This window comes from Vibrio sp. Vb0667, from assembly GCF_033391095.1.
Genome location: NZ_JAWPOL010000010.1, coordinates 77,508 through 99,688 on the forward strand (window position 1 = coordinate 77,508; position 22,181 = coordinate 99,688).

A 22,181-nucleotide genomic window follows, 5' to 3' on the forward strand; every position below is an offset into this window, starting at 1 on the left:
CACCAACCCCCGTTAGAAAATTAATTGGAGGCAGCAAAGAGAATTTATCTTCATTTTAAGTAGAAAATATAGCACTTCAGAATGATATCGCATTGCTTTTCAGCACCGAAAAAGACTTAAAAAGTATGAACCTGTTGTGTTTTTATCCATACTTTTCAACCTGTGTTAGCATAAGGATATGATTTATAATATTAAATAATAAAGATAATAATTGGATAAAATGCCATTTATAAAAAATGGATGACTGCTCCGCTCAGTGCAATAGAACAAATTACTTCTTTATATTGGCTTCATTTCATACTTGATGAGTACTTAAAGTAAATACAAAAAATAACATTATGATTATGTTATTTTTTTCTTTAATACTTTAAATAGACGTACCTAAATACTCCCTTCCAGCCTGAATCATTCTCAATAATGAGAACAGCTTTCACTGATCCTTTCTTATAATTTCATCGCTTCCCACAACATTTGAAGGAAGCAGCAAGAAGTTAAGTGCAGTCATTTTTAATCAGGAATAACAGGAAATGGAGTAATCGTTATGACTCTAAACAAAACAGGGCTTGCTTTAGCAATGTCAGCAATTTTATTTAGTGGCTCTCTAATCGCGAATGAGATCGATGATGGAGACGACAACATGCAATGGACTGACAGCGCTAATACCGATATCGGTTTATCTGGCAGCTTCAATGATAACAGTGACAATAGCGCATCTCTCGGTGTTGGTGATAGCTTCAACGACAACAGCGATAATAGTGCGTCACTAGGTATTGGTCATAGCTTCAACGACAACAGCGACACTGACAACAGTGCAACTCTTGGTGTTGATGACAGCTTTAATAACAACAGCGACAACTCAAACTCGAGCACTAACACAGCTCAAAGCCACAACGACAATAGTACGTCTAACGCTAACGACAACAGTACCAGTGCTGATCTTGATGTGAGCCTAAATAGTGATAGTAGTGATTCAAGTACTAACACAAATAGAAGCCACAACGACAACAGCGACTCTAGTACTACTGTAAGACGTAGCAACAACGACAACAGTGACTCTAGTATCAACAGTAGCTTTAACGATAACAGCGATAATCGTAATCAAAGCGACAACCGTAACCAGAGTGATAACCGTAGCTACGCTGATTCAAGCACAACAAACTCGAACAGCTTTAACGACAATAGTAACTATCAAAGTGACTCGAGCTCAACAAATGTTGATAGCTTCAATCAAGTCCATATGGATACAGATATGGTTGTTGCGAGCTCAAGCCTAATGGGTGGTGTTACAGGTGCATCAGTTATTTATGCAACTAACGCGGATGATACTCGAGTTCGAGTTGAAAACATGAACACCCTTGGTGGTCTTGGTGGTGCGGCTGGTATTACTACCGTTGGTCAGAATGCTGGTTCAAATTCACTTGTACAACAATCTGTTACAACTAATGCAAGTGTGTTTACTGGGGGTGAGTAACCGACTAGTAGGAGAAAGCGATGCGTTTGGCAATCTGTACTTTGAGTATGATAGTTGCCTGCACTGCACTCGCTGATGACATTGCATTATCTGGCGGAGAAGTTAGCTTGGATATCATGAATGAATCAAGAGGTGGACAAAATGTTGAACTCGACTTGGTTTATGCAGAATCAGATATCAATGGTATTTCGTCAGATAATGTCGCGTCAAACACCGTGAGTGGTAACAATATACTATCAAGTGGAGCGTTCGCAGACAGTTCGGGTATATCCAACGTAATTCAGAACAGCGGAAACAACGTTTTAATCCAGAACTCTACCGTCGTTAACCTGACACTCAAGTAAACAATATGAAAGTATTAAATAACGTAATTTGGCTGATGCTCGTTTATTCAGCATCAGCCATTTCATTAGAACTGCTACCTTACCGAGCACATTACTCTGTTCCTGTTAAAAGCTACAAAGAAATAGTGTTCGGTGATGTTTTTCGCCAACAGTATGACTTCAGCTGTGGCTCTGCCGCCCTGGCTTCTCTTCTCACTTTTCATTATGCAACAGAGTCATCTGAACAAGATATCTTCAAAAGCATGTTTGAAAAAGGTGATAAAGAAAAAATCAAAGAGAAAGGTTTTTCTTTGTTGGATATGAAGTTTTACTTGGATTCCATAGGGTTACGTTCTGACGGCTTTCAAGTAGGATTGGAGAAAATTAAAGAAGTCGGCGTCCCTGGGATTACTCTCGTTAATTTCGATGGGTATATGCATTTTGTTGTCATCAGAGGTATAAACAATCACTCAGTTATTCTAGGAGACCCTTCTAGAGGAACCATGATAATGAAACTGGATGAGTTTGAAAAATATTACCAAGGAATTGTGTTACTGGTCCGTAACGAAGCGGAAATGGGACGGTCTAGCTTTATAACCAATGATAATTTCACCGTATATCAAAGATCACCATTAAAAACAGGAGTGTCTAGAGATTCCTTAGGGGTATTTAGCATTACTCTCCCAGTTTCCGGTGAAAATTAATATAACATTGTTTTAAATAACTTTAAGAACTTAACAACCTGAAAGGCCTACATTATGAACTACAATAAATTTTTGTTAGTGCTTTGTATGCTAATACCTCATTTTAATGTGAATGCTAAAGATGTTGGCCTGCAAGAACTTACTCCTCTTTCAAATTTATCTTTAGAAGAATATCGAGGTGGTTTCCAAATTACGGACGAGTATATTATTAATATTGGATTAAGCATTACTACGACTATAAATGGCGATGATATTTTGAACACAAATATTGCCAACTTAGTAATTGAAAATGGTAATTTAAAAAACATTAGCGCAAATAGTGAAAATCAAAGTGGAGATGTTTTCAACCAGGGTATTGTTAACATCATACAATTTGGTGAAGGCAATATTATTGGAGATGATTCTATAGATTCACCCAAAATGCCTTCGTCTCAAAATCCTAATATAATAAGTTCAGACTTTATAAATTCAAGTATTATCAATATTATTCAAAACACGAAAGATAACAGTATTATTGGACTTAGCACGCTCGTAGACATTGATGCTCAAGTAAATGGGGTAATACGGGAAATCAAAGCAAACCAACAATTAGAAGACGCCTTATTGAACCACCTTCAATGAGCATTTCCATTTTTATCTGAAAAATTGTCACGTTAAGCTTCTTTGATATTAGAAACGACTGATATCTATGATTACATACCAAAAGAAAGTTCGATATATCAATCGGCCACCATCATTTTAAGAATATATACCTACTTTATCCAATATAATCCAATCAATTTATAATGCGAACACTAGGCGCTAACGATAAATTAGGCCCAAGACTCAAGGGCCTAATATCCATTTTACAAATTAAAAGGTACTCGTACTGTTAATTGAAAGTCGGGAGTATCTTCTGTAAGACCAGCTTGAGCACTAACATTGATAGATGAGCGTTCACTAAAGGCATAGTTTATACCAAAAGTTAATGCATCTAATTGAAGCAACTTAGCATCATCTGCCGATCTGCCATTTACTTTGCTTTTTAAAATAGTTTTATGGCTAAGTCCTAAAGAGAATGAAAGATCAGGATTCACCGCAAACCCCATTCCTCCTGAAAGAGAAATAGTGTCTCCAAGTTCAACATCAGCTTTTGTGTCGCCAACTGTAACAGTATCCTCTAAGTTATAAATATAACTTAGACTAGCGAACAAGACCGCAGGATCAACAGGGTGAATAAGAGATAAATTAGGCTCAAAACTCCAAAAACCCGAACCTGTAGGGACATCACTAAATGAGTTGCTTCCATCTTCAATAGAAACATCATAAGGCGATCGTCCTGTATCCGACTTTACTCTAAGGCCACCTACCCAGTATGGCGCAGACTCAAAGTTAAACTGGTGCCTCAATGCGAACTCTACATCACCAAGCCCTCCGCCATCCACCGTTGTGTTTACTACTTCACTGTTTGAACCATCTTGTATGGGGCGCGTAGAAACTTGGTCATTACGATACACATACGGCACTCTAACTTCTAACTCTGTGGCGTTTGTTAAACCGTACCGAGCAGTTAATCCAACGGTTACTGTAGTCCTATCCGAATCACTCACTTCAATTCGCCCAACAATCAGAGTTGGTAAGACTGTATACCCAACAACAGATACTTTGTTTGAAGAGTTTTGTGTATAGCTTAAAGACGAATCAAATGACCATTTACCTTTAGGTGTGAGAACGCCTGGGCGCTCAATAACATCACCAACCGTTTGGGCGCGCTGAGGAATATCATCTCCTTCAGCACCATATGCATTCCCCGCAATGAATAAACTACAAAGATAGGTACCCAGTAAAGTCTTCCGTAACATCACATCTTTCCTTTTGCTGATGATCGTACCCAAGTAATCTCAGGCAATAGCTTGAGGTGAAGCTCCTAACTTTCCAAAGTAAGATTAGTATAGCTACTTCAAAACCACGACATACCTTTAAGTTTGGCGCTTTGAAGAAATTAGGAGACATTTATACTTATCTTCAACACTAAGCCACTAGTTAATAAATAATTAGGATAGATTCTATGTTTTCGCAATATTATTAATAAAATAAATTGCTTACCTGTGCTCTTAGTATGAAGTCGATATGACATAACAGCTGAAAGCCTGTTCTCTTTTGCGTAGCATCAATCACATTGCTTTTTTAGATCGAGTCGCTCCGACTTCAACCATAACTAACGCTATCTTCCCCACATATTTCATCAAAATGCATTCCCGTGTCGCGATTTAACATGCTAAAGTTAACAATGCGTTAACAATTATAAATACAATGAGAAGACATGGAGTCACTTAAAATGAATCAGCCGAATCTAAATAGCGCTGCTGGTTGCGCTCTCCCACCACCAAATGAAATGATCCTCAAATGGGCTCAAGAGCGTCCAAATGAGGTCTACCTAAAACAAATTATTAACCGACAATTTGTTGAGTACACATTCTCTGATGTTGCAGATCAAGCCTTAAAACTTGTCAGCGCACTACGCTCACTTGGTGTAAAGCCTGGCGACAAAGTCGCATTAGTATCTAAAAACTGTGCAGAATGGTTTATTTGCGATCTTGCTATGATGCTTGGTGACTATGTCAGTGTGCCAATCTTTCCTACCGCCGGTGCAGACACCATCGAATACTGTGTGACTCATAGTGAAAGTAAAGCGATCATTGGCGGAAAACTCGATGATCCCAAAGCAACTCAGCAAGTCATTGATGCTATGCCTGAACTCATTAGCATCGCTCTACCTTATGACACGGCACCAAAGTGTAAGCACGAATACCAAGCGCTCATTGCTGATGCAGTGCCAAGTAAAGAGCGTCCGCAGCATTACGATGACAAGCTAATGTCGTTGGTGTATACCTCAGGCACATCAGGGTTACCGAAAGGCGCGATGCTAACTTACGGCGCATTCAGTTGGTCTGTTCAGCAACTGATCAATCATATTGGTATCCAAGAAAACGACCGATTGTTCTCTTATTTACCGCTCGCTCATATTACAGAGCGTGTTTATATCTTCGGTTCATCGATTATGGGTGGCGTGCCAACAGCATTTCCAGAGTCACTGGACACTTTTATCGAAGATGTGAAGATGCACCGACCAACTCTGTTTATCTCCGTCCCACGATTATGGACGCTATTCCAGCAACGTATTCAAGACAAACTTCCACAGAAGAAGCTCAATATTCTGTTGAAAATCCCATTCGTCAATTCTTTGATCAAGAAAAAGCTAGCAGATGGTCTAGGTTTAGATCAGGCTCGAGTATTAGGCTGTGGCTCTGCACCTGTCTCGCCAGCGCTGTTGGAATGGTACCACTCAGTGGGCCTTGATATCACAGAGGCTTGGGGGATGACGGAATCATTTGCCTACAGCACGCTCAACTACCCATTTAGAGCTGACAAAATCGGTAGTGTCGGTAATGCAGGACCAGGCATTGAGTTAAAAATCGCAGCTGATGATGAAATCATGGTGCGTGGCAAAGGGCTATTTTCTGGCTACTACAAAAATGACATTGCCACCCAAGAGTCTTTTGATTCAGAGGGCTGGCTACACACAGGCGATATCGGCGCTATCGACTCAGATGGTTATCTAACGATTCAAGGCCGTAAAAAAGATAACTTCAAAACCGCCAAAGGTAAATTTGTCTCTCCGGTTCCTATCGAGAAAAAGCTTTTCGAGTACAGTCGCGTAGAGATGATGTGTCTCATCGGTTTAGGGCTACCCGCTCCGATTCTTTTGGTTGTGCCACATGACTTCCCTAACTTTGATCGAGAGCGATACGCACGTACCACACGTAAAGTTATTGCCAGGATGAATCAAGAACTCGCCTCTCATGAGCAAATCAAAGGTGTGTTAATGATTAAAGAACCTTGGAGTATAGAAAATGGCGTACTGACGCCAACGCTTAAAATTAAACGTCATGTGCTCGAACAAAAGTATCATGAGATAGGCCACAATTGGCCAAAAGATGAATTGGTCGTGTGGGAAGAAGACTTGTAATTTTGCTTGCACTCCTCAACACCATTGGGGAGTGCAACTTAACTTTGAGCTTGAATCAAACTCATAAACTACTCTCTCCAGAATGGCTTACTCACTTCACAACTAATCTCCCTTTCACCTAACCCAATATCGTCCCAAAGGTGCTTTGGTAACTCTCTCAAGTGACGACGTGTCTTATAGTTCCTTCTCCAAGCCGCCAGTTTAGAATAAATTAACTGTAACCCGCTCTGATGGGCAGTAGGTATAGTACGCTCACAAGTGTGTGTCATGTTTTCCATTTCAAAGATCCCTATACAATGTTGACCACTTAATAATCAGCGACTACGCTGATATCCTCAAACGATAGAATCTGCCATAGAGTTAAGGAAAACTAATGTGAAAGATCGAATGCCTCCCTTACAGGGCTTGTATTACTTTTTCGTTGCAGCAAAGGAAGGAAGCTTTAAAACGGCAGCAAAAGAACTGTTTGTTACGCCAGCGGCCATTAGTCAGCAAATTCGTCATTTAGAAGAGTTCTTAGGCACGGACCTATTTGTTCGTCAGCACAGAAAAATCGTGCTCACACCTGAGGGAGAGCTACTGTTTAGTCAGGCAGAAAGAGGGTTTGCTCATTTGCAGCAAGGGGTAAGATTAGTCAATCAAGATCCAAACCCGAACCACCTTTCGATCTCAACACTCCCCTCTTTCGCTCATCATTGGTTAGTCCCGAAAATTACGGCTTTTCGTCAGCGTCACCCTGATATCGCCTTGCTATTAGAACCAACCAATGATTTGGTGTCTTTTCAAGATAGCCAGATAGATTTATGTGTTCGTTACGGTTTAGGAAAGTACCCCAATTTAGAATCACAATGGCTAATGGACGAAGCTTTTTATCCAGCTTGTCATCCGGTGTACCAGAAAGAGCACGGGATCTATAACATCGAGGATTTAAGCAAAGCTGAGCTGATTGAAGATGTTTGGCCTGATCTTGATTGGAATATGTGGTTAGCAACCTTGGGTCACTGCGCAGCAAAGCCTACCTTAAAATACAGTGGATCACATCTCGTGCTTGAGGCTGCACTATCACTTCAAGGCGTGGCATTAGTAAAACACAGTTTAGCTCATCAATATTTTCGTTCTGGCAAATTGGTCCGAATTGGAGATATCGCTATCAAGCCCAACTTTGCGTATTACTTGTGTGCGCCAAAAGGCTACTTAAAAAGACCTAAAGCTCAATTGTTTGCGCAATGGTTGAAGGAAGAAATAGAAATATTTGAAAAGTCAGTGGTACCAGACTTTAAGACCATTGACCTAAAAGGCAACAGCACTAGAACGGCATCATAACAATCATCAAAACAAACGCTAAATAGGAATAAAACAAACACGCTCTGCGTATAAGACTGCTAAATACAAAAAGCCCCGCACTAAGCGGGGCTTTCAAGTTATAGAGTTAACTTAAGAATTACTTCTTAGCGTTACGCTCTTTAACGTCAGCAATTACTTGCTCTGCAACGTTTGTTGGACATGGTGCGTAGTGTGAGAACTCCATAGAGAACTGACCACGACCAGAAGTCATAGTACGTAGAGTACCGATGTAACCAAACATTTCTGATAGAGGTACATCACCCTTGATACGTACGCCAGTAGACGCTGCTTGTTGGTCTTTGATCATACCACGACGACGGTTAAGGTCACCGATTACGTCACCAACGTGATCTTCTGGAGTGAACACGTCAACTTTCATGATTGGCTCAAGAAGTTGCGCGCCAGCTTTAGGCATAGACTGACGGAATGCACCTTTCGCTGCGATTTCGTAAGCGATAGCTGAAGAGTCAACTGCGTGGAAACCACCGTCGAATAGTTCAACTTCAACGTCTAGAGTAGGGAAGCCAGCTAGAACACCGTGCTCCATCATTGACGCAAAGCCTTTCTCAACTGCAGGCCAGAATTCTTTAGGTACGTTACCACCAACAACTGTTGATTTGAACGTGAAGCCAGAGTTTGGCTCACCTGGTTTGATGCGGTAATCGATCTTACCGAACTGACCAGAACCACCAGACTGTTTCTTGTGCGTGTAGCTATCTTCGATTGCTTGAGTGATAGTTTCACGGTAAGCAACCTGTGGAGCACCAACTTCTAGCTCAACGCCGTAAGTACGCTTAAGGATATCTACCTTGATGTCTAGGTGAAGTTCACCCATACCTTTCAGGATAGTTTCGCCTGAATCTTCATCAGTCTCAACTTGGAATGATGGATCTTCTGCAACCATTTTACCGATCGCGATACCCATCTTCTCAGAACCGCCTTTATCTTTAGGCTTAACTGCGATAGAGATTACTGGATCTGGGAAGATCATTGGCTCAAGAGTACATTCGTGCTTAGGATCACATAGAGTGTGACCAGTTTGAACGTTCTTCATACCAACTACAGCGATGATGTCACCAGCTTGTGCTGAATCGATTTCGTTACGCTCGTCCGCGTGCATCTCAACCATACGGCCGATACGCTCTGTTTTACCAGTTGCAGAGTTAAGGATTGTGTCACCTTTCTTCATCTTACCAGAGTAGATGCGGATAAAGGTTAGAGCACCGAAGCGGTCATCCATAATCTTAAATGCAAGAGCACGTAGTGGCTCGTCTGCAGATACAGTCGCAACTTCACCAGTTGGCTCACCAGTCTCTGAATCAGTTAGAGGCTGTGGATCAACTTCTGTTGGAGATGGTAGGTAATCAATTACCGCGTCAAGAATAAGTTGGATACCTTTGTTCTTGTACGCTGAACCACAGTAAGTTGGGAAGAATGCTAGATCACGAGTACCTTTACGGATACAACGTTTGATGTCTTCTAGAGATGGCTCTTCGCCTTCTTCTAGGTAAGCCATCATTAGATCTTCGTCTTGCTCTAGAGCAGTTTCGATTAGCATTTCACGGTATTCAGCAGCTTTCTCTACCATGTCTGCTGGAATATCTTGAACTTCGTAGTTCTCTGGTTGGCCAGACTCATCCCATACGTAAGCTTGTTGGCTTAGTACGTCTACAACACCTACGAAATCTTCTTCGATACCGATAGGTAGAGTCATAACTAGAGGTGTAGCACCTAGTACGTTCTGTACTTGATCTACAACTTTGTAGAAATCTGCGCCCATACGGTCTAGTTTGTTAACGAAGATCAGACGTGATACGTGTGATTCGTCAGCGTAACGCCAGTTAGTTTCTGACTGAGGCTCAACACCACCAGAACCACAGAATACACCGATACCACCGTCAAGTACTTTTAGAGAACGGTAAACTTCGATAGTGAAGTCAACGTGTCCAGGAGTATCGATGATGTTTAGACGGTGATCGTTCCAGAAACAAGTTGTTGCTGCAGACTGGATTGTGATACCACGCTCAGCTTCCTGCTCCATGAAGTCAGTAGTAGTTGAACCGTCGTGAGTGTCACCGATCTTATGGATCTTACCAGTTAGCTTTAGGATACGCTCTGTAGAGGTAGTTTTACCCGCGTCTACGTGAGCAAAAATACCAATGTTTCTGTATTTTGATAAATCAGTCATTGTCTTACTCTGTTAATAAGGTATAAAGTGCGCGCAGAGTATATCACATTCTGTCAATACTGATACCCTTGCGTGCGGATGGAAGAAAAAAAATTTTAACGTGAAATTTCCGTCCCCAAAGCATAGTCAAACACAGCAATTTATGTACTTTATTCGCATTTTATTGAGGACGGATAGAACAGTTTGTGATTGCACAAATACCATTCTTATGAGCATTACAGCTCGTCAAAAGCCTCTATAGCTTCCGACAATTTCTTAACGCCGTGAATTTGCATGCCAGGGATGCCACCTTTCGGCATGTTGGCTGCTGGCACGATGGCTTTCTTGAAACCATGTTTGAACGCTTCATTCAAACGCTCTTGCCCACTTGGCACTGGACGGATTTCGCCCGCAAGCCCTACCTCACCAAAAATCACCACATCTTTAGGGAGTGGACGGTCACGAAAACTCGATAAAAGCGCCATAACTAAAGCAAGATCAGCGCTCGTCTCCGTCACCTTAACACCGCCAACCACATTAACAAAGACATCTTGGTCTGCCATTTGTAAGCCACCATGCTTATGCAACACCGCGAGCAAAAGTGATAGGCGGTTCTGCTCCAAGCCGACCGCAACACGACGAGGGTTGGCTAACTGCGAGTAATCCACCAGCGCTTGAATCTCTACTAGCAGAGGGCGCGTGCCTTCCCAAACCACCATGACGGAAGAGCCTGATGTTTCTTCTTCACCACGAGAAAGGAAGATCGCTGATGGGTTACTCACTTCTTTCAATCCTTGGCCTGTCATTGCAAAGACACCAAGCTCATTCACAGCGCCAAAACGGTTTTTATGACTACGCAAAGTGCGGAATCGGCTATCCGTTCCACCATCGAGTAGTACCGAACAGTCGATAATGTGTTCAAGAACTTTGGGGCCCGCAAGGGTACCATCTTTTGTTACGTGACCAACAATAAATACCGCAACATTATTCTGTTTTGCGTATCGTGTCAGAGCCGTCGCAGATTCACGTACCTGAGCAACACTGCCAGGCGACGATTGAACATCAGAAACGTGCATCACCTGAATCGAGTCTATTACCATTATACGAGGCTGCTCTTTTTCGGCGATTTGGCAAATTTTGTCGACGTTCGTTTCCGATAGCATTTTTAAATGATCTTTCGGCAAGCCCAATCGGGAAGCACGCATTGCCACCTGCTGTAACGACTCTTCACCGGTTACGTAAAGCGTTGGCATTTGCGCAGATAAACTACACATGGTTTGCAACAGAAGGGTTGATTTACCTGCACCAGGGTTACCACCAATCAAAATTGCGGCACCTGGCACAACACCACCACCCAAGACGCGGTCAAGCTCTTTAAACCCACTGGTGAAGCGAGGTACTTCTTGCAGATCAATTTCGGATAGCGTTTGAACCGTTGCTTCTGTTGCGGAACCAGCGTAGCCGCTTAAGCGTTCATTGCGAGCAACGGTTGGCGATGCAGCGATACGTACTTCTGTTATCGTATTCCATGCACCACATGCGTTACACTGCCCCTGCCAACGGGGAAAGTCCGCGCCACAATCATTACAAACATACGCTCGTTTTGCTTTCGCCATGATGCCTCAATTTTTTCTACAAATGTGACTAAGCACAGCCAAGTCAGACCTGAACTGAAATGAACTATTGATATACTTAAGTATTACTTCGCTTAGCCGATACAATTTAAAGTAACGACATACTCTAACAGAAATAATGCAGCAATCTGAAATTCTCTCGCTCGCAGAACGACTCATTCCCGTTTACGGTACGAATGACTTTGACTTTGTCCTTGGCCAACTGACCGAGGAAGAGCCGCCTTCGGCCAAAATTTTGGTTAAAATGGAACTTAACCGCTTAATGGCTCCATGCAAAAAAAGCATTGATTTGCGAGGTCGCGTTCAAGGCGAATGTCGCGAGTATATTTTGGATGGCATTCCACATTGGTTGGATGATGTTGCTTTCAACGCTTACCATAAAAACATCAAAAAGTTTGGCTGCTACACGGAAGGAATGTGGGAAGCATTGGTCAACACGCGAAATAACTTTCGCGTAATGAGCAAGCGCCTTACTCAGCAAAAAACGCAATCGTTAACGGATCCTAAAAGCCCGTTCTTAGCAGAACCCGTTCACCTAGGCTACGATTTAAAGCGCCAAGAAAAACGCTTGAAAGTCCAATCTCAAGTTGAAATTTGCCGTTCTAAAGGACAGCTTCTTCATGGATTAAGCATTGATTTATCTAGCTCTGGCGCAAAGTTCAAAGTCCCTAGCGCATTTAAATATAACCTTGGGGAAATTATTCAGGTCACGTTTACTGAATTTGCCAGCAAATCTAACGTTGCAGGTATAGAGAAACCGCTTGCATACCGCATACTCGCGGTTGATGACTGTTACGAAAATGACTCAGTTCGATACCTCAGAACCATACGCTTAACTGACACCAATGTCGTCACCAGAGTGATAGATGAAGCGCTCAACAGTGCTGCTAAAAGGGCTCGTCACGACAATCAAGACAAGATTATTCGAGCTCGAACTCGCGGTTATGAGCACATCGCACTAAAGCACACCAGCAGCTTGCCTCTATTCTTTGATGGTAGTGACCTAAAATTAGCAATGTTAACGCCAAACAATCAAAAGCTTTGGCAATACTGGCACGATGAGAGAAACCAGCAAATGTTTGGTTCCTTATTCAACGAGCAACGCATCGCGTCACTCATTAAGCCTGGTGTGAAAGGAACAACCAATGTCCTTTATTCATTTACTCACGAGCACGAGAATCGAACCTATTTCTATTCGATGTTTCGCCCTGAAGCAACTCGCGAACAGCGCCAGCTATTTTGGCATTTAGGTGGCAAACGAGAGAGTTGGCGCGCCTTTAGAATTTCAATCTTTGAACTATCTGAGCAAGAACAGGAAGACCTAGCAGCTTTCTCTCCAGAGTTAGCAGAAACGTCTCAATCACTGACTCATATTGGTATTTTGCAAGAAATTGCTGACGAAAAATCAGGGCAGGATTACCTGCTAACTGAAAAGCCGCGCTTACCCGCTAATACGTTAAACGCGTTTCGTCATCCGAGAAGAGTTATCGGCAATCCAAAGGGCATTTATTTTGATGCAAAGTCTCGTCGAAAAGAGCCTCGTTATCGTTTTAAAACACCTTTAGAGTTGTACTCAGGACAAACTAAAACAGGCGGCTGTACTGTTGACCTTTCCAAACGAGGACTCGGAATTAGGCTAAGTGAGCCTACGATGTTACGTTCTGGGCAAGAGGTAAGAATCAACTTTCGAGAATTACAACTCTACGATAAAAAATTGCCGTTAATGTCGGTGCCATACCGAGTAATTCGTGTAAGCCCAGACGGTTGTAGCGTGCAGCTAGTTATTGATGAAAGCAGCCAAACCATGAAGGTAATCGCTTTTTTCAACAGCATTATCGAGCACAATCAAGACAAGCTAATCCCGCAAAAAGAGACGCTACCAAGTAATGCTCTACTTGAAAGGCTGCACTGCATGTTGCTCTCGCGTACGCTGAGCACGCCCATTTTTATCAGTAAGAGTACGTCATCTTCAATCAAAACCCCCGTTATCGGGGTGAACTTGCCGCTACCTAAACACATTGAGCTTTTTGCCCGTCTTGGGCATGACCAACTGTTGTCACTTGAACCTATCTTTAAAGGCCGGACAAGCACATTAATCGCAGAGCCAATAAAACGTGTAGAAGGTGCTCAAGCCAGACATCAGGATATCTACATAAGCGCCGCAAAAGTAGGCAATAAAATTACAGGCATTGAGTCAAAGCTTCATCAAGAGTTCAACAGCGTAAAAGAGCGGATTCAATTTATAAAGAAAGCGCGAATGATGGGTGACTTTTACGTGATTCGCCTTTCTACTGCGCCAATTTTCGATCCGATGACATCATTACTGCAACAAGATTTAAGTGACTTAACCCAATTTGGCGTACATCAAGCGAGCAAGTTAGAAAAAGAGTTAACAGCGCTCGTTGGTTACAGTGAATTTGAAGACATTACTGAAGAGGTTGTAATTAGATTGGAGTTAACCGAGTAAATTCAAAGTCATACCAAATTGAAAAAAAACACCGCCTTTCTGGCGGTGTTTTTGAATGGATGGTTAAGGTTTAGCTTTCCAGCTGACCTTTTGCTGCTTCACCAATGCGCCAGATAAAATACAGAGCACACCGCCCAACCCTGCAAAGCGAATCGCTGATTGCGCTTGAGCTTCCACTTTTGGTTTTGCGTGATACGCAATCCCTAATCCTGCCACCGACATCATCACAAGATCATTAGCGCCATCACCGACAGCAACCGTGTTGTGCTGCTCAATTTCATATTCATCCGCCAGTTCCACTAGAATGTCAGACTTCATCTGCGCCGTTACCACATCGCCAAGTACTTTACCCGTGAGTTTGCCGTCAATAATTTCTAATTGATTGGAGCGAGCAAAGTCTAAGTCGACTTTATCTTTGATGTAATCAGAGAAGTAAGTAAAACCACCGGAGGCAATCGCTGTTTTCCAGCCCAAGGCTTTCAACGTCGCAATTAGCGCTTCAAAGTCCGGCATGAATGGTAACTGGGAACGAACTTGTTCAAGAATTGATTCATCGGCACCTTTGAGCTTACCAACTCGCTGACGTAAACTTTGCTCAAAATCCAGCTCACCTTGCATGGCACGTTCAGTGACTTCAGCGACCTCATCCCCTACTCCTGCCAGTTTCGCGATTTCATCAATACACTCTATCTGGATCGCCGTTGAATCCATATCAAATACAATCAACCCTTGGGTTGATAGATCGGGCACTTCATTAAGCGAGGCGTAATCTAGGTTGAGACTTTGTAAGATCGTTTCATGTTGAGGAGTCAACTCTCCGGCCATCAGGGCTACTTCATATTGGCCAACTTTCCACGTTTCTAGTATTGGGTTGTAAAAGCCGGTGAAGAAATCAATGTCTTCGAAGTGACTTGGCGAAAGGTACTCAGCAAATACGATCCAGTTTGCTTTTGCTTTATCTAATTGGGAGGCAAATCGAGTCTCGGGTAATCGTTTTAAAAGTGTCGTATGTTTTCTGATAGGCAAGCTTTTTGACGCGTCCATGTATATAATCCCTTATGACTTTGCTAAAACGTTACCTCAACAAACTAAAAAGGCAAGTCTTTGTTTTATTTTAAATGGATGAGTAAAGAGCATGAGTGAATCTTTGTTCTCAGTAAGGAATGCCCTAAGAATTCTGGCACTAATCCTACTGTGTGTGATGTTGTTTATCACAATAAAAAACAGTGTTGTGATCAGTAAGGGTAATGAGAAAATTCAAGCACAACAGCTTGAAACGCTCACCAAAGTTTTGATTTCACAGGCGTCTCTTTCTGCCAGTGAGATGATTTTAACTAAAGATCAAGAACGATTACTTCAGCTAACAAACCAGCTAGCACAAGACCGTTTAGTGTTTGATGCAACAATCTACGATGCACAGGGTGTACGTTTAGCGTCTAGTGAAGAGGCATTATCGGTACGCGAAGTTCTTGGCCTGGATACGCCTTTGGCAACAGCTTCCATTGGTCGCCAGCAGTTGGTTGAACCAGTTTTTGCAGATGGTGCGCTTATCGGTTTTGTTCGCGTGACCTTTGAGACGGGCCGGGTGACGGCTATTTCTGACCACCACTATCGCAAGAGCGATCGTTATATGTACATGATGGTCTTAATGAGCTTTGTCTGTGGTATGTTGTTCATCTTGATTTTACGTCGACAACCGATACGTCGTAAAAAAGCGCCAAACCTGCTGCTAACCAAGTAACTAGGTAGCGCTAACAACTCATATAAAAACAGCCCGCAATGTGTGGGCTGTTTTTTTAGCTCTTGAGAGCGAAAAATAGAATGACTCTTCGTCGCTTACTCTTCGTCACCAAGCAATACTGAATCTAGTGCGATTAGCATCATGTCGTTGAATGTCGTTTGACGCTCGTCAGATGTAGTCTGTTCGCCAGTCTTGATATGATCAGAAACCGTACAGATTGTCAGAGCTTTTGCACCGTATTCTGCCGCAACACCGTAAATACCAGCCGCTTCCATTTCAACACCAACAATGCCGTACTTGTCCATTACATCGAACATTTCTGGATCTGGCGTGTAGAAAAGCTCTGCTGAGAATAGGTTACCAACTTTAACGTCAATACCGCGAGCTTTTGCAGCGTCTTCTGCCGCACGAACCATGTTGTAGTCTGCGATTGCCGCGAAGTCATGACCTTTAAAGCGGATACGGTTCACTTTAGAGTCAGTACATGCACCCATGCCGATCACAACATCACGCACTTTGATGTCTTCATTCACTGCGCCACAGCTGCCAACACGGATGATTTTCTTCACGCCGAAGTCTTTGATTAGTTCAGTCGCGTAAATCGAGCATGATGGGATACCCATACCGTGGCCCATTACCGAGATCTTACGGCCTTTGTATGTACCTGTGTAACCAAACATATTACGAACGTCACACACTTGAACGACATCTTCAAGGAAAGTCTCTGCGATGTATTTTGCACGTAGTGGATCACCAGGCATCAGTACGACGTCTGCAAATGCACCCATTTCAGCATTGATATGTGGAGTTGCCATTTTCTTTTCCTTAACCTTTCTCTAGCGCTCCGCGCTTAAGGCGATATAAGCCAGAGTATTCTCATTTCCGACAAGCAGCATTTACATACTGCAAACATAAAACTAGGAGCTATCAAGCTCCTAGTTTTCAAAAACCTAACTAATTATAGGAAGTTCTTACCGTAATCCATTGGAGAAGTACCGAAGTAACTTGCCAATGTTTGACCGATATCTGCGAATGTTTCGCGGCGGCCAAGAGAACCAGCTGGTACTTTTTGACCATAAACCAATACTGGGATGTGCTCACGAGTATGGTCAGTACCTGGCCATGTTGGGTCACAGCCGTGGTCTGCCGTTAGGATAAGCACATCGTCTTCTTCCATAATCTCTAGCACTTCGTTGATACGATCATCGAAGTACTCAAGTGCCGCTGCGTAACCCGCTACGTCACGACGGTGACCGTAAGCTGAGTCGAAGTCTACAAAGTTAGTGAATACGATCGTGTTGTCGCCCGCTTCTTTGATTTGCTCTAGCGTTGCTTCGAACAATGCAGGGATACCTGTCGCTTTCACTTTCTTAGTGATGCCGCAGTTTGCGTAGATATCAGCAATCTTACCAATAGAAACCACGTTGCCTTGCTTCTCATCAACGAGCTTCTGAAGAACCGTTGCTGATGGTGGCTCTACAGAAAGATCACGACGGTTACCTGTACGCTCAAATTGACCTTTACCAGCACCAACGAATGGGCGCGCGATAACACGACCAATGTTGTAATCTTCTAGCTCTTCACGTGCGATTTGGCAAAGCTCTAGTAGACGGTCTAGACCGAAAGTCTCTTCGTGACATGCGATTTGGAATACAGAGTCAGCAGACGTGTAGAAGATTGGTTTGCCAGTCTTCATGTGCTCTTCACCAAGATCGTCAAGAACTTGAGTACCAGACGCGTGACAGTTACCTAGGAAACCGTCAAGACCTGCACGCTCAAGAATGCGGTCAGTCAATTCTTTCGGGAAGCTGTTTGCTTTGTCAGTGAAGTAACCCCAGTCAAACAGAACAGGAACACCTGCGATTTCCCAGTGACCAGACGGCGTGTCTTTACCTGAAGAAAGCTCTGCTGCATGACCGTATGCACCAATGATTTCAGCGTCTGCGTCTAGTCCAGGTGCGAAGCGACCTGTCGATTCTTTATGCGCCATTGCCAAACCAAGTTTCGATAGATTTGGAAGGCGAAGTGCACCTTGGCGATTGTCGTTATCTGCTAAGCCTTTGTCACATTGGTCAGCGATGTGACCTAGTGTGTCTGAACCTACATCACCAAATTCTTTAGCATCGGCAGTTGCACCGATACCGAATGAGTCTAGTACTAAAATAAATGCTCTTTTCATTGCTCGTTCCTTAGGCCCACTCGGCTTTTTATTATGGTTGAGTAGGCCTTGTGTAATTACTTGTTCTATTAGATATCTTCTGCACGAATTTGGCGGTAAACCTCTGGAGTTGGTGTGTATTCACCACCTACTTTGATTGCACTGCGCAGTGCTTTTGCCGCTTCTTCCCATTGCTCTTCAGTGCGAGCGTGGATGACCGCAAGAGGTTTATCACTGTCTGCGACCTCACCTAGGCGGATGAACTCGTCGAAACCAACTGCGTAGTCGATTTCATCAGTAGCAACACGACGACCACCACCCATAGCAACCACAGCCATGCCGATAGCACGTGTATCCATTGCAGAGACAATGCCCGTTTCTGTTGCGTAAACTGGCTTAATGATTGCTGCTTTTTCTAAGTAGTTGTCGTAGTTTTCTACGAAGTCCGCAGGGCCGCCTAAACCGGCAACCATCTTGCCGAAGCACTCAGCCGCTTTGCCGTTATCCAGCACTTCCATCAGTTTTGCGCGTGCGTCTTCTGTGTTCTCAGCAAGCTTGCCAAGTACTAACATTTCAGCACATGAAGCCATGGTCACTTCAAGTAGACGAGGATTACGGTATTCACCCGTTAAGAAACGAACCGCTTCACGAACTTCCACTGCGTTACCCGCTGAAGACGCCAATACTTGGTTCATGTCCGTAAGAATTGCCGTAGTTTTAGTGCCAGCACCGTTTGCTACCGCAACGATTGATTTTGCTAGCTCTTCAGACGCTTCGTAAGTTGGCATAAATGCACCTGAACCCACTTTTACGTCCATCACTAGCGATTCCAGACCCGCCGCCAGTTTCTTAGAAAGGATCGACGCCGTAATCAGGGAGATATTGTCTACCGTTGCGGTAATATCACGAGTCGCGTAAACACGCTTATCCGCAGGAGCAAGGTCACCAGTTTGACCGATGATCGCCACACCAGCGTCTTTGGTTACTTGACCAAAAACATCGTTGCTCGGCGTAATGTTGTAACCAGGGATAGATTCAAGTTTATCCAGCGTACCGCCTGTATGACCAAGACCGCGGCCAGAGATCATAGGTACGAAACCGCCACACGCTGCCACCATTGGGCCAAGCATTAAAGAAGTTACGTCACCCACACCACCGGTTGAGTGTTTGTCGACAATTGGACCACCGAAGTTCATGTGGCTCCAGTCGATAACCATGCCCGAATCACGCATTGCACACGTTAAGGCGATGCGCTCATCCATGGTCATTTCATTAAAGAAAATCGTCATAGCAAACGCCGCAATCTGACCTTCAGATACCGTGTTGTTCGCTACGCCTTGAATAAAGAAGTTGATTTCGTCTGCGGTAAGTACTTCACCGTCACGTTTTTTACGAATGATTTCTTGTGGTAAATACATTAGTGCCTCCCAAGCTCTTTTGAGCCATGGTTGTAGTAGGATAGAAGAGGTTTGGTAGCACCCGTTTAGGTGCTACCGTTCAGACGTATTATTGGAATTAGTACGCTGTTGGATCAGCGACGTCGTCCGATACTTCTAATGTATTTAGTAGGTTGGTTAGCAGGCTAGACGCACCAAAACGGTAGTGACGAGCATCAACCCAGTTGTCACCTAGGATTTCGTCAGCCATTGCTAGGTATGCTGCTGCGTCTTCAGCAGTGCGCACACCACCTGCTGGTTTGAAACCAACAGTTTCTGCAACACCCATGTCGCGAATAACTTCAAGCATCATGCGAGCGTATTCTGGTGTTGCGTTTACTGGCACTTTACCAGTTGAAGTTTTAATGAAGTCAGCACCTGCTTCAATACAGATTTGAGATGCTTTCTTGATTAGTGCTTCTTCTTTTAGTTCACCTGTTTCGATGATCACTTTAAGAAGAATGTCACCACAAGCTTCTTTACATTGCTTAACTAGTTCGAAGCCTACTTTCTCATCACCCGCCATTAGCGCGCGGTAAGGAAAAACTACGTCAACTTCGTCTGCACCGTAAGCAACCGCCGCTTTTGTTTCAGCAACTGCGATTTCAATGTCGTCGTTACCATGTGGGAAGTTCGTTACTGTTGCAATACGAACCTCTGGCGTACCTTGCTCACGAAGTGTCTTCTTAGCAATAGGAATAAAGCGAGGGTAAATACAAATTGCAGCTGTGTTGCCTACTGCTGTTTTCGCGTCATGACATAGTGAGATCACTTTTGCATCAGTGTCATCGTCATTCAACGTAGTTAGGTCCATAAGTTTAAGTGCACGTAGCGCTGCTGCTTTTAAATCGCTCATTTCTATCTCCGATCAATATTCAAAAAATTCACTACTCAGCCTTACATCACGTCTTTAACTATAATCAACAAGTCGAGACAATGTGAGTAAATGGCTAAACAGTCTATTAATGAACGGACTTGGTTCCCTGAAGACTCGGCATATACAGCGAAAATTTATCATATGCCAATTGCTATCCTTGTCACCGCACAGTACCAGTTTGGCCTATGGCACAACAATCTATGATTGCGGTGTCTTTAATATCACATCACAAAGCAAAACGCCTATTAGATCTGATATTGCAGGGCAATTCATTTGCCCATCGATTATGTAATATTCATTACGTGATTAAGAATCAAGCTTAACCACTATCCTGTGATTAATACATTATAGAGTTTCACCGCAAAACTGTAGCACCAAATAGAGCGCAAACGGTTTGTATCTCAAAATTTCCTAGCCCCTATTCCATTGACTGCGTAATACCTCGACTAAGGCAAACACCCGATGAAATTTTGGAGCCCGAAAAACGAAAAATGCCCCGCAGCAATCTCTTGCTACAGGGCATGATGTAAAACGGCGTCTATATATTAAGAACCGATTCTAATTATAGTGCTGCAAGGCTTAAGCAGAAGCCTGCAATTGTCGCTGCCATAAGGTTAGACAACGTACCTGCAAGAACTGCTTTAACACCCATGCGAGCGATGTCACTACGACGGTTTGGTGCAAGGCTACCTAGACCACCAAGTAGAATCGCGATAGAAGAAAGGTTCGCGAAACCACATAGTGCGAATGAGATGATAGCTGTTGTCTTCTCAGACATTACTTCACCAGTTGCCGCGATTACTTGAGCGTTTTCACCTAGATATGGTGTGAAGTTCAAGTAAGCAACGAATTCGTTCACTACGATTTTCTGACCGATGAATGAACCAGCTGTTACAGCTTCTGCCCATGGAACACCGATTAGGAATGCTAGTGGAGAGAACGCGTAACCTAGGATTAGCTCTAGTGTTAGTTCTGGCATGCCGAACCAACCACCGATGCCACCTAGCATACCGTTGATTAGCGCGATTAGACCAACGAATGCGATTAGCATTGCACCTACGTTAAGCGCAAGTTGTAGACCAGAAGCCGCACCGCCCGCAGCTGCGTCGATTACGTTAACTGGTTTGTCGTCACCGCCGTCCATCGCTTCTTCGATACTTTCGTGAGGCTGGTCAGTCTCTGGGTGAAGGATTTTAGCGAACAGTAGACCACCTGGTGCTGCCATGAATGATGCCGCAACTAGGTACTCTAGTGGAACACCCATAGATGCGTAACCAGCTAGTACACCACCAGCAACAGAAGCTAGACCACCACACATTACCGCGAATAGCTCTGATTGAGTCATTTTTGGAACGAATGGGCGAACAACTAGAGGTGCCTCAGTTTGACCTACGAAAATGTTAGCTGCCGCTGACATTGATTCCGCACGAGAAGTGCCTAGCGCTTTTTGTAGTGCGCCACCAAGAATCTTGATAACCCATTGCATAACGCCAATGTAGTAAAGAACTGAAATCAGTGCAGAGAAGAAGATCAGTGTAGGAAGAACACGGAATGCGAAGATGAAACCGCCGCCGCCGAATACTTCGAACATCTTGTCAGAAACAAGACCACCGAACAGGAATGATGAACCATCGTTACCGTAGTTGATAACGTTAGAAACACCTGAAGAGAAACCGTTTAGTAGATCACGGCCCCAAGGTACATACAGAACAAATGCACCTAATGCGAATTGGATAGCGAATGCGCCACCCACAGTTCTAAAGTTGATAGCTTTTCGGTTGTTAGAAAATGCCACTGCAATCGCAAGAAGCACTACCATACCGATTAGGCTCATAAACAGGCTCATAGTT

The 22,181-nt window shown here is 43.5% G+C and carries 19 protein-coding genes; 9 read left to right on the forward strand and 10 right to left on the reverse strand.

Translation table 11 applies throughout. The features are described from left to right. Positions 1-541: 541 nt before the first annotated feature. From R8269_RS12225 to R8269_RS12240, 4 genes are read left to right on the forward strand one after another with little or no spacing between them, the layout of a single operon-like run. On the forward strand, positions 542-1,471 hold the full coding sequence (locus R8269_RS12225) for a hypothetical protein (protein WP_005391691.1): 930 nt from the start codon (positions 542-544) through the stop codon (positions 1,469-1,471). Between the two features lie 20 nt (positions 1,472-1,491). Then, a complete protein-coding gene (locus R8269_RS12230) occupies positions 1,492-1,815 on the forward strand; it encodes a hypothetical protein (RefSeq protein WP_005380167.1) in 324 nt (107 codons plus the stop codon). 5 nt (positions 1,816-1,820) lie between these two features. After that, the gene (locus tag R8269_RS12235; RefSeq protein ID WP_033905563.1) at positions 1,821-2,498 is read left to right on the forward strand and encodes a C39 family peptidase; all 678 of its coding nucleotides are present in this window, start codon (positions 1,821-1,823) and stop codon (positions 2,496-2,498) included. 54 nt (positions 2,499-2,552) lie between these two features. Beyond that, entirely contained in the window at positions 2,553-3,119 is a 567-nt protein-coding gene (locus R8269_RS12240) for a hypothetical protein (protein WP_025768212.1), read from the forward strand. A gap of 224 nt (positions 3,120-3,343) precedes the next feature. Here R8269_RS12240 and R8269_RS12245 read toward each other — a convergent pair whose 3' ends face one another. Beyond that, positions 3,344-4,339, reverse strand: a complete 996-nt coding sequence (locus tag R8269_RS12245) for a transporter (protein ID WP_005380160.1) — start codon at positions 4,337-4,339, stop codon at positions 3,344-3,346. A 476-nt stretch (positions 4,340-4,815) separates the two neighbouring features. Here R8269_RS12245 and R8269_RS12250 point away from each other — a divergent pair, with 476 nt between their 5' ends. Next, the gene (locus tag R8269_RS12250) at positions 4,816-6,507 is read left to right on the forward strand and encodes an AMP-binding protein (RefSeq protein WP_025768211.1); all 1,692 of its coding nucleotides are present in this window, start codon (positions 4,816-4,818) and stop codon (positions 6,505-6,507) included. A gap of 68 nt (positions 6,508-6,575) precedes the next feature. Here R8269_RS12250 and R8269_RS12255 read toward each other — a convergent pair whose 3' ends face one another. Beyond that, a complete protein-coding gene (locus tag R8269_RS12255; RefSeq protein WP_005380156.1) occupies positions 6,576-6,785 on the reverse strand; it encodes a DUF1127 domain-containing protein in 210 nt (69 codons plus the stop codon). A gap of 97 nt (positions 6,786-6,882) precedes the next feature. Between R8269_RS12255 and R8269_RS12260 the strand changes: the two genes are divergently transcribed. Continuing rightward, complete coding sequence (locus R8269_RS12260) at positions 6,883-7,830, forward strand: LysR substrate-binding domain-containing protein (protein ID WP_017820432.1); 948 nt, start codon at positions 6,883-6,885, stop codon at positions 7,828-7,830. Between the two features lie 118 nt (positions 7,831-7,948). On the opposite strand, the gene fusA is transcribed toward R8269_RS12260, so the two are convergent. Together fusA and radA are read right to left on the reverse strand one after the other, a co-directional pair. Further along, positions 7,949-10,039, reverse strand: a complete 2,091-nt coding sequence (gene fusA, locus R8269_RS12265) for an elongation factor G (RefSeq protein ID WP_005386444.1) — start codon at positions 10,037-10,039, stop codon at positions 7,949-7,951. Positions 10,040-10,254: 215 nt separating this feature from the next. After that, positions 10,255-11,634, reverse strand: coding sequence for a DNA repair protein RadA (gene radA / locus R8269_RS12270; protein ID WP_005386443.1), 1,380 nt, complete (start codon positions 11,632-11,634; stop codon positions 10,255-10,257). Positions 11,635-11,770: 136 nt separating this feature from the next. On the opposite strand from radA, the gene R8269_RS12275 reads away from it, so the two are divergent. Beyond that, on the forward strand, positions 11,771-14,119 hold the full coding sequence (locus tag R8269_RS12275) for a PilZ domain-containing protein (protein WP_005380143.1): 2,349 nt from the start codon (positions 11,771-11,773) through the stop codon (positions 14,117-14,119). Between the two features lie 63 nt (positions 14,120-14,182). On the opposite strand, the gene serB is transcribed toward R8269_RS12275, so the two are convergent. Further along, on the reverse strand, positions 14,183-15,163 hold the full coding sequence (gene serB / locus R8269_RS12280) for a phosphoserine phosphatase (RefSeq protein ID WP_005380142.1): 981 nt from the start codon (positions 15,161-15,163) through the stop codon (positions 14,183-14,185). Positions 15,164-15,254: 91 nt separating this feature from the next. On the opposite strand from serB, the gene R8269_RS12285 reads away from it, so the two are divergent. Then, positions 15,255-15,860: a YtjB family periplasmic protein gene (locus tag R8269_RS12285; RefSeq protein ID WP_005391677.1), complete on the forward strand. Its 606-nt coding sequence runs from the start codon at positions 15,255-15,257 to the stop codon at positions 15,858-15,860. 95 nt (positions 15,861-15,955) lie between these two features. Here the strand turns inward: R8269_RS12285 and deoD are convergent, their stop codons facing one another. The 4 genes from deoD to deoC all read right to left on the reverse strand — a co-directional run bounded on the left by deoD (position 15,956) and on the right by deoC (position 20,310). After that, the gene (deoD, locus tag R8269_RS12290) at positions 15,956-16,675 is read right to left on the reverse strand and encodes a purine-nucleoside phosphorylase (RefSeq protein ID WP_005380140.1); all 720 of its coding nucleotides are present in this window, start codon (positions 16,673-16,675) and stop codon (positions 15,956-15,958) included. A 143-nt stretch (positions 16,676-16,818) separates the two neighbouring features. Then, a complete protein-coding gene (locus R8269_RS12295; protein ID WP_054700480.1) occupies positions 16,819-18,039 on the reverse strand; it encodes a phosphopentomutase in 1,221 nt (406 codons plus the stop codon). A 68-nt stretch (positions 18,040-18,107) separates the two neighbouring features. Beyond that, complete coding sequence (gene deoA / locus R8269_RS12300; RefSeq protein ID WP_025768209.1) at positions 18,108-19,436, reverse strand: thymidine phosphorylase; 1,329 nt, start codon at positions 19,434-19,436, stop codon at positions 18,108-18,110. A gap of 97 nt (positions 19,437-19,533) precedes the next feature. After that, positions 19,534-20,310 carry a deoxyribose-phosphate aldolase gene (gene deoC / locus R8269_RS12305; RefSeq protein WP_005380133.1) on the reverse strand — a complete coding sequence of 259 codons (777 nt, stop codon included), beginning with the start codon at positions 20,308-20,310 and terminating at the stop codon, positions 19,534-19,536. Between the two features lie 90 nt (positions 20,311-20,400). On the opposite strand from deoC, the gene R8269_RS12310 reads away from it, so the two are divergent. Then, on the forward strand, positions 20,401-20,535 hold the full coding sequence (locus R8269_RS12310; protein ID WP_005391675.1) for a hypothetical protein: 135 nt from the start codon (positions 20,401-20,403) through the stop codon (positions 20,533-20,535). Between the two features lie 358 nt (positions 20,536-20,893). Here the strand turns inward: R8269_RS12310 and R8269_RS12315 are convergent, their stop codons facing one another. Continuing rightward, a complete protein-coding gene (locus R8269_RS12315) occupies positions 20,894-22,177 on the reverse strand; it encodes a NupC/NupG family nucleoside CNT transporter (RefSeq protein WP_005380131.1) in 1,284 nt (427 codons plus the stop codon). Positions 22,178-22,181: the final 4 nt, after the last annotated feature.

Excerpts from the sequence above, each read along its gene's own strand:
- R8269_RS12285 (WP_005391677.1), top strand. The coding sequence starts at position 15,255 with ATGAGTGAATCTTTGTTCTCAGTAAGGAATGCCCTAAGAATTCTGGCA.
- R8269_RS12240 (WP_025768212.1), top strand. The coding sequence starts at position 2,553 with ATGAACTACAATAAATTTTTGTTAGTGCTTTGTATGCTAATACCTCAT.
- deoC (WP_005380133.1), bottom strand. The coding sequence starts at position 20,310 with ATGAGCGATTTAAAAGCAGCAGCGCTACGTGCACTTAAACTTATGGAC.
- R8269_RS12275 (WP_005380143.1), top strand. The coding sequence starts at position 11,771 with ATGCAGCAATCTGAAATTCTCTCGCTCGCAGAACGACTCATTCCCGTT.
- deoD (WP_005380140.1), bottom strand. The coding sequence starts at position 16,675 with ATGGCAACTCCACATATCAATGCTGAAATGGGTGCATTTGCAGACGTC.
- R8269_RS12235 (WP_033905563.1), top strand. The coding sequence starts at position 1,821 with ATGAAAGTATTAAATAACGTAATTTGGCTGATGCTCGTTTATTCAGCA.
- R8269_RS12250 (WP_025768211.1), top strand. The coding sequence starts at position 4,816 with ATGAATCAGCCGAATCTAAATAGCGCTGCTGGTTGCGCTCTCCCACCA.
- R8269_RS12295 (WP_054700480.1), bottom strand. The coding sequence starts at position 18,039 with ATGAAAAGAGCATTTATTTTAGTACTAGACTCATTCGGTATCGGTGCA.
- R8269_RS12225 (WP_005391691.1), top strand. The coding sequence starts at position 542 with ATGACTCTAAACAAAACAGGGCTTGCTTTAGCAATGTCAGCAATTTTA.
- R8269_RS12245 (WP_005380160.1), bottom strand. The coding sequence starts at position 4,339 with ATGTTACGGAAGACTTTACTGGGTACCTATCTTTGTAGTTTATTCATT.
- R8269_RS12230 (WP_005380167.1), top strand. The coding sequence starts at position 1,492 with ATGCGTTTGGCAATCTGTACTTTGAGTATGATAGTTGCCTGCACTGCA.
- R8269_RS12310 (WP_005391675.1), top strand. The coding sequence starts at position 20,401 with ATGGCTAAACAGTCTATTAATGAACGGACTTGGTTCCCTGAAGACTCG.
- R8269_RS12315 (WP_005380131.1), bottom strand. The coding sequence starts at position 22,177 with ATGAGCCTGTTTATGAGCCTAATCGGTATGGTAGTGCTTCTTGCGATT.
- radA (WP_005386443.1), bottom strand. The coding sequence starts at position 11,634 with ATGGCGAAAGCAAAACGAGCGTATGTTTGTAATGATTGTGGCGCGGAC.
- deoA (WP_025768209.1), bottom strand. The coding sequence starts at position 19,436 with ATGTATTTACCACAAGAAATCATTCGTAAAAAACGTGACGGTGAAGTA.
- serB (WP_005380142.1), bottom strand. The coding sequence starts at position 15,163 with ATGGACGCGTCAAAAAGCTTGCCTATCAGAAAACATACGACACTTTTA.
- fusA (WP_005386444.1), bottom strand. The coding sequence starts at position 10,039 with ATGACTGATTTATCAAAATACAGAAACATTGGTATTTTTGCTCACGTA.
- R8269_RS12255 (WP_005380156.1), bottom strand. The coding sequence starts at position 6,785 with ATGGAAAACATGACACACACTTGTGAGCGTACTATACCTACTGCCCAT.